At 73.2% G+C, this 13,216-nt stretch carries 8 protein-coding genes; 4 read left to right on the top strand and 4 right to left on the bottom strand.

Annotated features, from left to right (window positions below; genetic code table 11):
- Positions 1-39 precede the first annotated feature (39 nt).
- The 4 genes from ACWGH0_RS33545 to ACWGH0_RS33530 form a co-directional block, all read right to left on the bottom strand.
- Positions 40-930, bottom strand: coding sequence for an LPXTG cell wall anchor domain-containing protein (locus ACWGH0_RS33545; RefSeq protein ID WP_453408051.1), 891 nt, complete (start codon positions 928-930; stop codon positions 40-42).
- Between the two features lie 267 nt (positions 931-1,197).
- Complete coding sequence (gene prfB, locus ACWGH0_RS33540; RefSeq protein WP_069928547.1) at positions 1,198-2,304, bottom strand: peptide chain release factor 2; 1,107 nt, start codon at positions 2,302-2,304, stop codon at positions 1,198-1,200.
- 70 nt (positions 2,305-2,374) lie between these two features.
- A complete protein-coding gene (locus ACWGH0_RS33535; protein ID WP_453408050.1) occupies positions 2,375-3,619 on the bottom strand; it encodes a serine/threonine-protein kinase in 1,245 nt (414 codons plus the stop codon).
- Positions 3,620-3,756: 137 nt separating this feature from the next.
- Positions 3,757-5,418, bottom strand: coding sequence for a protein kinase domain-containing protein (locus tag ACWGH0_RS33530; RefSeq protein WP_453408049.1), 1,662 nt, complete (start codon positions 5,416-5,418; stop codon positions 3,757-3,759).
- Positions 5,419-5,815: 397 nt separating this feature from the next.
- On the opposite strand from ACWGH0_RS33530, the gene ACWGH0_RS33525 reads away from it, so the two are divergent.
- The 4 genes from ACWGH0_RS33525 (at position 5,816) to ACWGH0_RS33510 (ending at position 13,110) form a co-directional block, all read left to right on the top strand.
- Positions 5,816-9,295 carry an FtsK/SpoIIIE domain-containing protein gene (locus tag ACWGH0_RS33525; RefSeq protein WP_453408048.1) on the top strand — a complete coding sequence of 1,160 codons (3,480 nt, stop codon included), beginning with the start codon at positions 5,816-5,818 and terminating at the stop codon, positions 9,293-9,295.
- A gap of 168 nt (positions 9,296-9,463) precedes the next feature.
- The gene (locus tag ACWGH0_RS33520) at positions 9,464-10,834 is read left to right on the top strand and encodes an ABC transporter substrate-binding protein (RefSeq protein WP_453408047.1); all 1,371 of its coding nucleotides are present in this window, start codon (positions 9,464-9,466) and stop codon (positions 10,832-10,834) included.
- Between the two features lie 12 nt (positions 10,835-10,846).
- The gene (locus tag ACWGH0_RS33515) at positions 10,847-12,202 is read left to right on the top strand and encodes a carbohydrate ABC transporter permease (protein WP_453408046.1); all 1,356 of its coding nucleotides are present in this window, start codon (positions 10,847-10,849) and stop codon (positions 12,200-12,202) included.
- Positions 12,199-13,110, top strand: a complete 912-nt coding sequence (locus tag ACWGH0_RS33510; protein ID WP_453408045.1) for a carbohydrate ABC transporter permease — start codon at positions 12,199-12,201, stop codon at positions 13,108-13,110. Before ACWGH0_RS33515 ends, ACWGH0_RS33510 begins: the two co-directional genes overlap by 4 nt.
- The last annotated feature ends 106 nt before the right edge of the window (positions 13,111-13,216 follow it).

Genomic DNA, 13,216 nt, shown 5'->3' with positions numbered 1-13,216 from the left:
CTCAGTGCGCTCCGGGCCCCTCTTGCACGCCTAAGCGGTTCAGGCGACCGTACGGCCGCTGACCAGGCGCGGCAGCATGCGGAAGCCGATGCCGCCGGCGATCATCGTCGCGGCACCGATCAGCAGGAACGAGGTCTCGGCGGCGCCCGTCTCGGCGAGCTCCTCCTTGGCCTTGCCCTGCTCGACCGGCTTGGAGCCGGCGCTGTCGGTGTCGGTGTTGTCCTCGCACTCGGCGCCGTCGACGTCGAGGGTGCAGGTGCCGGCGTCGCCGTCGGAGCCACCGTCGTCGCTGCCGCCGGTCACGGCGCCACCGTCGGTGCCGCCGTCGGTGCCGCCGTTGCCGCCGCCACCGTTGCCGTTGCCGCCGTCACCGCCGTTACCGCCGTTGCCGCCGTTCCCGTTGCCACCGTTGCCGTTGCCGCCGTTGCCGCCGGGGTCGGTCGGGTCAGAGGGGTCGGTCGGGTCGGTCGGGTCCGACGGGTCCACCGGGTCGGTCGGGTCCGTGGGGTCCGACGGGTCCACGGGGTCGGTCGGGTCCGACGGGTCCGTCGGGTCCGTGGGGTCGGTCGGGTCCGTCGGGTCCGTCGGATCGGTCGGGTCGGTCGGGTCCGTGGGGTCCGACGGGTCGACGGGGTCCGTCGGGTCCAGCGGGTCCACGGGGTCGGTCGGGTCGGTCGGGTCGGCCGGGTCCGCGGGGTCGGCCGGGTCGGCCGGGTCCGCCGGGTCGGCCGGGTCGGCCGGGTCCGCCGGGTCGGCGGCGAGGGAGATGTCGACGCCCTCCTGGTCGACGCTGGCGTCGGCGCTGAGGCCGGCCACGTCGACGCCGATACCGACGGCCGAAGCGGCGCCCGCGGCGGTCAGCGAAGCACCGGCGGCGATCACCGCACCGGCTGCTATACGCGCAACGCGGATCCGCGTCTTCTTGGTCATCTGGCTGCTACCCCCAGTAGCTGAATTCGTCAGTGGAGCAGCGCAAGGGGCGCCGGACCATGGGGGTTTGAAATTCTCCCCCCGTCGCACACGCCCCAGAGATACGCATGCCGCGCGTCAGCTTTGCCACTTTTAAAGGGAGCGTCAAGGTCATTGCGGGCGCGATGTCCGTATTGAAGGCACTTGCCCGTCGTACGAGCATACGACTGTGACAGAAAACGCAACTGCCGCCTCGTGGGCGGCAGTTACTGTGTCGACAAAGCGAGTTTACTTCTCCTGCTGCTTGCGCCAGCGAATTCCGGCTTCCAGGAAGCCGTCGATCTCACCGTCGAGAACCGCCTGCGGGTTGCCGACCTCGAACTCCGTACGCAGATCCTTGACCATCTGGTAGGGGTGCAGGACGTACGAACGCATCTGGTTGCCCCAGGAGTTGCCGCCGTCGCCCTTGAGCGAGTCCATCAGCGCCTGCTCCTCCTGGCGGCGGCGCTCGAGGAGCTTCGCCTGGAGGACGTTCATGGCGCTCGCCTTGTTCTGGATCTGCGAGCGCTCGTTCTGGCAGGAGACGACGATGCCGGTGGGCACGTGCGTCAGACGGACCGCGGAGTCCGTGGTGTTGACGCCCTGGCCGCCCGGACCGGAGGCGCGGTAGACGTCGACCCGCAGCTCGGACTCGTCGATCTCGATGTGGTCGGTCTTCTCGACGACCGGCAGCACCTCGACGCCCGCGAAGGAGGTCTGGCGGCGGCCCTGGTTGTCGAACGGCGAGATGCGGACGAGGCGGTGCGTGCCCTGCTCCACGGAGAGCGTTCCGTACGCGTACGGCGCCTTGACGACGAAGGTGGCGGACTTGATGCCGGCCTCTTCCGCGTACGACGTCTCGTAGACCTCGGTGGCGTAGTTGTGGCGCTCGGCCCAGCGCAGGTACATGCGCATCAGCCGCTCGGCGAAGTCGGACGCGTCGACGCCGCCGGCCTCGGCGCGGATGTTGACGAGAGCCTCGCGCTCGTCGTACTTGCCGGACAGGAGCGTCCGTACTTCCATCTCGTCCAGCGCCTTGCGGACGGAGATCAGCTCGGCCTCCGCCTCCACGAGGGTGTCGGCGTCGTCCTCCATCTCGGCGAGCTCGAAGAGCACCGAGAGATCGTCGATGCGGCTGCGGAGCGCCTCGGTCTTGCGCAGCTCGGCCTGGAGGTGGGAGAGCTTGCTCGTGATCTTCTGCGCGGCCTCGGGGTCGTCCCACAGGGACGGGGCCGCGGCCTGCTCCTCGAGCACGGCGATATCGGCCCTCATCCTGTCGAGGTCCAGGACGGCCTCGATCGACCCCATGGTCGAGGAGAGGGACTTGAGCTCTTCGGATACATCGACGACTGCCACGGGTCCAGCGTAACGGCTGGGCGGCCGTACGTTCCCCTCGCCCGGGAGAGCGTCTCGTCACCCCCGCGGGCTACGGCTGCGCGGGTGACGACTGCTCGGTGTCGCGCGGGGCCCCGTCGGCGCCGTCCTCCGTCGCCGCGAGCCAGCCGCCCACCCCTATCGCGGCCGCCACCAGCACCGCGGTCCCGCCGAGGAGGAGCCGGCGCCTGCGTACGGCCTCGGGCTTGTTGCGGGCCGACCCGGGGCGGCGCTGGCCCGCCGCCCGGGGGGCGCGCGCCGTGCCGCGCGCCCCGCCGGCCAGTTCGTCGGGGGCCGGGACACGCATGCTCGTGTGCGTGTCGCGGCTGGAGTCGGGGGCCGAGCCCGGCACCAGCGGGACGGCGCCGCGGCGGCGCGGCTCGTCGCCCGCGAGAGCCTGCGGTTCGTCGTACGCCGGGTACGCCGCCTCCTCGTCCTCCGCGCCCGGCTCGTCCACGTCCAGCGGCGGCATGCCGGCGAGGACCGGAAGCTGGTCGCGCAGCCGGGCGGAGAGCTCGGAGGCGCGCAGGCGGGACGCCGGGGCCTTCGCCAGGCACTGGACGAGGAGCTGCCACAGCTCCTCGGGGATGCCGGGCAGGGGGACGACGGTCTCGGTGACGTGGCGGCGCAGTACGGCGCCGGGGTGGCCGCCGCCGAACGGCGTGAAGCCCGCGAGCAGCTCGTACAGGACCGTCGCGAGGGCGTAGATGTCGACGGCGGCGCGGGGCGGCAGGCCCTCGACGATCTCGGGGGCGAGGTAGTCCGGCGTGCCGATGATCTTCGTGGCGCGGGTGCGGCGGGGGGTGTCGATGAGCTTGGCGACGCCGAAGTCGGTCAGCAGCGCGGGGTGCGCGCCGCCGGGGCCGAGCGGGCCCTCCATGTCGAGCAGGATGTTCTCGGGCTTCACGTCGCGGTGCACGACGCCGGCCGCGTGGGCGGCGGCGAGTCCGTCGGCGACGTCCGCGGCGATGGCGACGGCCGCCTCGGGCGCCAGGCGGCGCTCGCGGTCGAGCCGGGTCCGCAGGTCCGTGCCGCGCACCAGGTCCATGACCAGCGCGAGATCGGTCCCGTCGACCACGAGGTCGCGCACGCCGACGACGCGGGGGTGGTCGAGTCCGAGCAGCGCGGTGCGCTCCTGGACGAAGCGTCCGACGAGTTCCTGGTCGGACGCGAGGTCCTCACGCAGGAGCTTGATGGCGACGGGCCCCTCGGGTCCGTCACCGAGCCACACCGTGCCGGCGCTGCCCCGTCCAAGGATCTGGTGGGCCGTGTACCGGCTGCCGATTTTCCGTGCCAAGACTGCTCCCTCAGCGGCTGACGGTCGCCCCGAGGCTACGCGGGTGGGAGGCCGTCCGGTGCCGCGTACGGCGTCAACCTCGACTTCTGGGGGCGAAATCCACCCCCAGAAGTCGACAAATCAACGTACTCGGCCCGCTACGCGGCGTTGGAGCCCGTGGAACTGGTGAGGTCCTCGACGAACTTCGAGATGCTGTCGATCCAGTCGCCGATCTGCGCGAAGAAGCCCTTCGTGGTGCCGATCCACTCCTGGAGTCCGGAGAACTCCCAGATCAGCCAGGCCCCCACGAACAGCAGGACGAGCGTGAAGAGGCAGCCCTTGAGGCAGCCGAGACCCGGGATCCGCATCGGGTTGGCGCTGCGGCGGCGCGGCTCACGGGGCTCGCGCGGCGGTCGCGGGGCCGGCGGGGCCGGCTGCTGCGGCGGCGGCGCGTACCGCTGCTGCGGGGGCGGCGGCTGGGGCTGCTGGTGCTGCGGCGGGGCGTACCGCTGCGGCTGCTGCTGACGCTGCGGCTGCTGACGCTGCGGCTGCCGGCGCTGCGGGGGCTCCTGCTGCGGAGGCTGCTGCTGCGGCTGGCGCTGGGGGCGGCGGCGCAGCGGATCCTGGCTCGGGTCGAGGTACTGGACCTGCGTCTGCTCGTTGCGGTCGCGCGCGGCCCGCAGCTGGTTCTGCCAGGGGTGCGGGTCCTCGGGGCCCGGGCCGCCGGATGCGCCGTCGGGACGCGGCGGCACGGGCGGCATGACGGCGGTCGGGTCCGCCGCTCCGTACTGCGGCGCCCCGGTGGACGGCAGGACGCTGGTCGCGGCGGCCGGGTCGTACGAGCCGGCGTTGCTCGGCAGCACCTGGGTGGGGTCCGCGGCGCCGGGCACACCGGGGACCGGCGCCGGGGACGGGTCGGGGGCGAGCAGGGCGCCGACGCCCATGGCGGCCTCGACCTGCGCGGACGACGAGTGCACGCCGACGCCGGCGGCGACGGTGCGCAGGGCGCGGGCGAGGTTCTCGGCGCTGGGCCGCTCGTCCGGTTCCTTGCGCAGGCAGCGCTCTATGACCGTCCACAGCGGCTCGGGAACGGTGGTGGGGCGGCGGGGCTCCTCGCTCAGGTGCCGGTGCAGCACCTCGAGCGCCGTGACCCCCGCGAACGGCGGGCGTCCGGTGACCAGCTCGTACAGCAGGATGCCGGCGCCGTAGATGTCGACGGCCGACGTCTGCGGGCGGCCCTCGGCCGACTCCGGGGCGACGTAGGCCGGCGTGCCGACGAACTCGTGCGTACGGGTCAGGCCCGGGGAGTCGGCGAGGCGCGCGATGCCGAAGTCGGTGAGCATCGGGTGCATCTGGCCGTCGCGCTCGTCGAGCAGCACGTTCGCGGGCTTGAGGTCGCGGTGGACGACGCCGTCGGCGTGACTGGCGGCGAGGGCGTCCGCGATCTGCGCGGTGAGCAGGGAGGCGGCGACCGGCGAGAACGGACCGTTCTCCCGGAGGTAGCGGTGCAGGTCGGGCCCGTCCACCAGGTCCATCACCAGGGCGAGCAGATCGCCCTCGACCACCAGGTCCCGGGTGCGCACGATGTTGGGATGCGTGAGGCGCAGCAGCACGGACCGCTCGCGCAGGAAGCGCATCACCACGTCGGCGTCGTTGGCGAGCTCCTCCTTGAGGACCTTGATCGCCACGGTCTCGCCGGGCTGGCCGGCCACGGCCGCCTCGGCACCCGCGGTCTCACGCTGGCGGGCTCGCCAGACGGTGCCCGTGGCGCCGCGCCCGAGCGGCTCCTCGAGCAGGTATTTACTGCCGACCGGCCGCACGTCATGCGCTCCCTGCTGCTCGTGTCCTCGTGGTCCTGAGTGCTCCCGGGCGCGCGGCCCGTGGTTCCGGTCCACTGTAGTGCCGCCCGCCCGCCTCCCACCGGGGCCGCGTACCGAGGGTAGACGCGCTCGCGGCGCCGATGGTTGCCGAACGTGCGCACCGCATATGTCCAACCCTGCACTTTTACGCCCACAGCCGACCATTCAAGATCACTTGGAGGTGGCCGCCGGGCGTGTTGTCAGTGGCAGGTGCGAGGATGCCTGGAGCACGGACTGTGGGGTCGGGAGCCCCGCGCTGCGTGCCGACCTGTACCGGACGACGCGTCCGTGCCGGGTGGGGGGAATCACAGGGCGGCACCCCTGCCGGGCACTTCGCGCAGAAGGGACCGCTGACGCGATGCAGATCCGGCTGACCGTCCTCGCGCCGCGCGCGCAGAGCGCGCGTGCCCCCGAGGGCCCCCAGGCCCCCGGGCGCGTGTGCGACGTGCTCGTCACCGCACCGGCGGGGACCGCGCTGGCCGCGGTCGCCTCAGGCCTGGCCGCCGCGGTGTCCGGTCCCGGCTCGGCGCCGGAGACCACGGGCGCCGTCGTGGTCTACGCCGGCCGGGACCGGCTCGACGCCCAGCGCACGGCGCTGGGCGAGCCGCCCCTGGTCGACGGCGCGGTGCTGTCCCTCCACGTGCCCGCACCCGACTCCGACGCGGCGCCCGACGCCCCGGCCCGGCTCCACGTGGTGGCGGGCCCGGACGCGGGCGGCGTCCACCTGCTCCACGGCGGCCAGATCCGCGTCGGCCGCTCGGCGGAGGCGGACGTCCCGCTGAACGACCCGGACGTGTCACGGCTGCACTGCGCGGTGACGCTGGCCCAGGACGGCCGGGTCACCGTGGCGGACCTGAACTCCACGAACGGCACCTCCCTGAACGGCGAGACCCTCACGGCCGCCGCCGTCCCCTTCCCTCCCGGCGCCCTCCTGCGCGTAGGCGAATCAGCCCTCCGCCTGGCCCAGGACACCCCCGCCCCGCAGCTCCGCACCACCCCCGACGGCGAGGGCCACCTACGCCTGCCTTCCCCCGGCGAACCCCCCACTCCCCCACCACCCGTACGAGCGGGCCGCAGAGTCTCGGCCCACATCCCCCCCACCCCCACACCGGCGGCAGGCACCACGACACACTCCACACCGGCGGCGGCCACACCGTCAGCAGGACACGCACCGGGCCACTCCCACCCCACTCCCGGTTCACCCGCCGCAGTGGCGGGAGGGGACGTGTCGGGGCGCTCCCCGCAGGGTGCCGAACGCAACACGCCCGAACAGTCCGAGTACCCGAACGTTCGGCACCCGAGGAGACGCCCCGACGCGGCCCCGACCCCGGAGCCCCCGCACCATGGCCCGCACCAGGGCGCGCACCAGACCCCGCCGCACTCGGCACCCCCGCACCAGGGCCCCGCCCACCCCGGCGTCCCGCACCAGGAGTCCCCGCACCCCGGGCCGCCGACCGCCCAGCGCCCCGACACCGCAGCGCGCCCCGACCAGCCGACGGCACCCCCCGCCCCCCGCCGAGGCGGCATAGGGGCCTGGGCCCGCCGCCTCACCGGCGCCCGCACCACCGCCCTAGACGAGTACGCCCCCGCCGAGGCCACCCCCCTCGGCATGCCCCCGGCACACCACGTCCCCCAAGCCCGGCCGGACGCCCACTCCCAAGCCCACTCCACAGCCCAAGCCCACACCCACCCCCAAGCGCACCCGCACGCCCACCCGAACGCCTGGCCCGACCCCGCCACCCTCCTGCTCACCGCCCTCGGCCCCGGCCCCCGCCTCTGGGAGCGCACCCCCGCCCACCCCGAAGCCCTGGCCCTGCGCCTCGGCACCGCCGACCGCCCCGCCCCCGACGGCGGCCGCCCGCTCGCGGCCGTGCCCGTGACCGTGGGCCTGCGCGAGGTCGGCTCGCTGGGCCTGGCCGGCCCCCGCGACCGCCTGGCCGGACTCGCGCGGTCCGCCGTGGCCCAGCTGGCCGCACTGCACGCCCCGGCCGACCTGGAGATCGTGCTGATCAGCACGGACCGGTCGAGGCCACTGCGGGACCGCACCGCCGAGTGGGCCTGGCTGGGCTGGCTGCCGCACCTGCGTCCCGCCCACGGCCAGGACTGCCGCCTGCTCCTCGCGTACGACCGGGACCAGGCGACGGCGCGCATCGCGGAGCTGGTCCGCCGTACGGAGGACGAAGAGCCGCAGAGCCCGCACGGCGGCCCGTACACCGTCGTGGTCCTGGACGGCGACCCCGGCCCCGCCGCGCTGCGCGAGTCGACCGCCCGGCTGGCCGCGACCGGAGCGGCGTCCGGCATCCATCTCATCTGCCTGGCCGAGACCCCCGCCGCCTCACCGCTCTCCCCCGTCGCCGCGACGTACGAGGCCGCCTGCGCCGCGTCGCCCGCGTTCCGCGCCTGCGGGGCCGTGGGCCTGCTCAGCGGCGATGTGGCCACCGCACTCCGCCTGCTGCGCACGGCCGGCGGCGAACCGGCGGGCCACGGCACGCTGGCCACGGTGGACGCGGTCTCCGCGGCCTGGGCCGACCGCTTCGCACGAGCGCTGGCCCCCCTGCGCGCGGACGGCCACGCCCCGGCGGCCCATCCCGCCACCGCACCCCACAGCGCCCGCACCACCCACCCCACCCGAACCACCCCCCTCCCTGCCACCTCCCGTCTTCTGGACGAGCTGGGCCTGGCCAGGGCCACCCCCGCCTCCCTGATGGCCCGCTGGGCGGCGGCCGCCGACGACGGCCAGGCCCCCGGCGCCACCCGCGCCTGGGCGGTGCTCGGCGCGGGCCCGCGCGGCCCGCTGTGCGTGGACCTGACCGCCGAGGGACCGCACCTGCTGATCGAGGGCCCGGCGGGCAGCGGCCGCACCGAGCTGCTGCGCTCCGTGGCGGCGTCGCTCGCGGCGGCGGCGCGCCCCGACCGTCTGGGCCTCGTCCTGGTCGACGGCGCGGGCGGCGAACGCGGCGAGGGCCTGCGCGCCTGCACGGAACTCCCGCACGTCTCCACCCACCTGGTGGCGTCCGACCCCGTCCGCATGCGGGAGTTCGCCCAGGCCCTGGGCGCGGAGCTGAAGCGCCGTCACGAGCTGCTGGGCACTCTGGGCTTCGCGGAGTGGCACACGCGCCAGGAGGTGTCGGGCCGGATGATCGGCCAGCGCGGGCCCAGCGCCGCCGAGCAGAACGGTGACCTGGACTCGCCTCCCAGCGGCACCCTGCGCCTGCGGACCACGACCTCCCGGGAGCGCCAGGCCCGCGCCGACACCGCGCCGTCGCCGCTGCCCCGCCTCGTCGTCCTGGTCGACGACCTGGACGCGCTGGTGGCGCCCGCCCTCGGCAGTACGGGCAGGCCGGCGGCCGGTTCCGTCGTACGGGCGCTGGAAGCCGTGGCCCGGGAGGGCGAGCGGCTCGGCGTACACCTGGTGGCGACGTCCGCCAGGCCCGACCGTACGGCCGACACGGAGCTGGCGCGCGGCGCGCGGCTGCGCGTGGTGCTGGACGCCCCGCCGTCGGCGCCCGCCCCCGACGCGCCCGCGCCCGGACGCGGCAGGCTGCTCCACCGGCCCGCCGCGGACGGCTCCGGCGGAGCGGGAGCGGATGCGGAACCCCCGGCGACCCCGTTCCAGTCCGGCCGGGTGACCGGCCGGATTCCGCGCACGGCGACCCTGCGTCCCACGGTCGTGCCCCTGGAGTGGGAGCGGATGGGCGATCCGCCGGCCCGCCGCCCGGTGCGCGAGCTCGGCAACGGGCCGACCGACCTCGCCCTGCTGGCCAGCGCCCTGGACCGCGCCGCCCGCACGGTCAACGCGACCCCGCTGCCGCCCCTCGGCGCCCCCCTGGAAGGCTGACTCGACGTCACGAGCCCATCACGATCACCCGGTTGACACGGAAGGCACTATTGCCCGGGCCGACCGCCGGGCGTAGGACTGACCACGGGACAGCTAGACCGGCATCGGCGCCAGCGGATCTCCAGGGGCTGCGCCGGTCCGTACGCGCACAGGAGAGACGGGGCAGTGATGCGCACAACTCTTCGTACACACCGGGGTCGCGGGGCTCGAAGGGCCGCGCTGGCGATGATCGCCGCGAGCACCCTCGTCCTCACCGCCTGCGGCGGTGACAAGGACAAGGACAAGGGGAACGAGGGCAGCGGGGCCACCACCCAGCCCTCCTCCGTGGAACTGCCGAAGCTGGACGGCGAGGAGGTCCAGGTCGCCGCCGTCTGGACGGGCCCGGAGCAGGAGAACTTCACCAAGGTCCTGGACGAGTTCGAGAAGCGCACGGGCGCGAAGGTCACCTTCGTACCGGCCCAGGACCCGATCGTGAACTTCCTCGGCACGAAGATCGCCGGTGGCGCGCCGCCGGACGTGGCGATGCTGCCGCAGGTCGGGGCGCTCCAGCAGGCCGTCCAGCGCAAGTGGGCGAAGCCCGTCGACGCGGCGACGCAGGCGCAGCTGGACAAGAACTACTCGCAGGGCTGGAAGGACATCGGCGCCGTCGACGGCAAGCAGTACGGCGTGTACTTCAAGGCCGCCAACAAGTCGCTGGTCTGGTACAACGCCCAGGTGTTCGAGGACGCGGGCGCCGAGGAGCCGAAGACCTGGAAGGACTTCCTGACCACGGCGGAGACGATCTCCGCCTCCGGTGTCACGCCGGTTTCGGTGGGCGGCGCGGACGGCTGGACCCTCACCGACTGGTTCGAGAACATCTACCTCTCCCAGGCGGGTCCCGAGAAGTACGACCAGCTCGCCAAGCACGAGATCAAGTGGACGGACCCGTCCGTCAAGGACGCGCTGACGACGCTGGCCGAGCTGTTCGGCAAGAAGGAGCTCATCGCGGGTGGGCAGGACGGGGCCCTCCAGACGGAGTTCCCCGCGTCCGTCACCCAGACGTTCGCCGAGGACCCGAAGGCCGCGATGGTCTTCGAGGGTGACTTCGTCGCGGTCAACATCGCGCAGACGAAGGCGAAGATCGGCACGGACGCCAAGGTGTTCCCGTTCCCGGCGGTCGGCTCCGAGTCGCCCGTCGTGACCGGCGGCGACGCGGCCGTGGCGCTCAAGGACACGAAAAGCGCGAAGGCGCTGCTGACGTTCCTGGCGTCGACGGACGCGGCGAAGATCTGGGCCGGGGCGGGCGGGTTCGTGTCGCCGAACAAGTCGCTGGACGTGGCCGCGTACCCCAATGACGTGCAGCGGGACATCGCGAAGGCGCTGATCGCGGCGGGTGACGACTTCCGCTTCGACATGTCGGACCAGGCTCCGCAGTCGTTCGGCGGCACGCCGGGCAAGGGCGAGTGGAAGGCGCTCCAGGACTTCCTGAAGAACCCGAAGGACATCGCGGGGACCCAGCAGCGGCTGGAGTCCGACGCGGCCAAGGCGTACAAGAGCTGACGGGTTGACGCGATGACGTCAGCGACCGCGGGGGGCGCCGCGAAGGTCACGCCGCCCCCCGCCGGACACGGCACACGCAAGAGCGTGACCGGCACCCGCAGGTTAATGGCGGCCGGCTTCCTGCTGCCCGCCCTGGTGCTGCTCGGCGCGCTCGTGGTCTACCCGATCGGGTACTCGGTCTACCGGAGCTTCTTCGACAAGTCGGGCGACAGCTTCGCCGGGCTCGACAACTTCGTCGAGATCTTCACCGACGACACCATCCTGACGGCCGTCAAGAACAACGCGATCTGGGTGGTGGTGGCCCCCGCCGTCTCGACCGCGCTGGGCCTGATATTCGCGGTACTCACCGAACGCGTCCGCTGGGGCACCGCGTTCAAACTGCTGGTCTTCATGCCGATGGCGATCTCGATGCTCGCCGCGGGCATCATCTTCCGCCTGGTGTACGAGCAGAATCCGGAGCGCGGGGTCGCGAACGCGGTCGCGGTCAGCGTCCACGACATGTTCTCCGAGTCGGCCGGCTATCCGAAGGCCCGCCCCCTGCCGGTCCATCCGCTGGAAGCGGGCGGCGGCGGCTCCTTCGTCACCAAGCAGCCGGTCCGGGCGGGCGAGCAGGTCCTGCTGCCGCTGGTCGGCGTACCGCCCGCCAAGATGCCGGGCGACGCCGAGATCGCGGCGCCCGCCCGGACCGCGCCGGACAAGGTCACCGGCACCGCGTGGCTCGACTTCACCAAGGGCGGCGGCGGCAGGCCGAACTCGATCGACGCCGAGGAACTCGGCCTCAAGGGGATCAAGATCGAGGCCGTCAAGGACGGCAAGGTCGTCGACTCGGCCACGGCCGGAGCGAACGGCACGTTCACCCTCTCGGCCGATGCGGACGGAGCCGCACTCCGCTTCCCGGCGTCGAACTTCCGCGAGCCGTACAACGGCGTCGACTGGCTCGGCCCCAACCTGGTGACCCCCGCCATCATCGGCAGCTACGTCTGGATGTGGGCCGGTTTCGCGATGGTCCTGATCGCGGCCGGACTCGCGGGTCTGCCGCGTGAGCTCCTGGAGGCGGCCCGCGTCGACGGCGCCAACGAGTGGCAGGTGTTCCGCCGGGTCACGGTCCCGCTGCTGGCGCCCGTCCTCGCCGTCGTACTGGTCACGCTGATGATCAACGTACTGAAGATCTTCGACCTGGTGTTCATCATCGCGCCGGGATCGTCCCAGGACGACGCGAACGTGCTGGCGCTCCAGCTCTACCGTTCGTCGTTCGGCACGGACGCGGACCCGGGCGTCGGCAGCGCCATCGCCGTCCTGCTCCTGCTGCTGGTCGTCCCGGTGATGCTCTTCAACATCCGCAGGATGCGAAAGGAGAGCCGCCGATGACCACCACGGCCCCCACACCCGCCACCGCACCGGCCGGCCAGGGCCCAGAACGGCCCCGGCGGTCCCTCGGGGCGCGGATCGCGGCCCGCGCGAGCGGCGGCGCGGTGGGCTTCTTCCTCGTCCTGGTGGCGCTGTTCTGGCTGATGCCGACGATCGGCCTGCTGTTCTCGTCGCTGCGCGGTCCCACCGACATCGCGGAGACGGGCTGGTGGAAGGTCTTCACCGCGCCCTCCGAGCTCACCCTCGACAACTACGCCAATCTCCTCGACAACAGCACCATCGTCGACTCCCTGCTCAGCACGATCATGATCACCGTCCCGTCGACCGTCCTGGTCGTGGTGATCGGCTCGCTGGCGGGCTACGCGTTCGCGTGGATGGACTTCCCCGGCCGCGACTGGTGGTTCCTGGTGGTCGTGGGTCTGCTGGTGGTGCCGGTGCAGGTGGCCCTCGTTCCGGTGTCCGAACTCTTCGGCAAGATCGGCATCTTCGAGACCACGGCGGGCGTGGTCCTCTTCCACGTGGCCTTCGGCCTGCCGTTCGCCATCTTCCTGCTGCGCAACTTCTTCGCGGAGATCCCCAGAGAACTCCTGGAGGCGGCGCGGCTCGACGGGGCGGGCGAGATCCGGCTGTTCACCCGCGTGGTGCTGCCGTTGGGCGGTCCGGCCATCGCCTCGCTCGGCATCTTCCAGTTCCTGTGGGTCTGGAACGACATGCTGGTCGCACTGATCTTCGCCGACTCGGCCAACCCGCCGATCACGGTGGCCCTCCAGCGCCAGGTACGCCAGTTCGGCAACAACATCGACATCCTGGCGCCCGGCGCCTTCATCTCGATGATCATCCCCCTGATCGTCTTCTTCGCCTTCCAGCGCCAGTTCGTCTCCGGCGTCATGGCCGGCGCGGTGAAGTAACCGCTGCTGCTCGCGGCCGCGAACGTCGTACGCCCTGTGCTGCCCTCCCCGCAGCCCTGCGAGGAGGAGTACGGGAAAAGGGCGCCCCCGCACCGGAATTCCGGTG

This window comes from Streptomyces sp. NPDC054887 (assembly GCF_053610585.1).
Note: the sequence above shows the minus strand (reverse complement) of the source record. Positions and strands in the feature narration are given on the sequence as shown.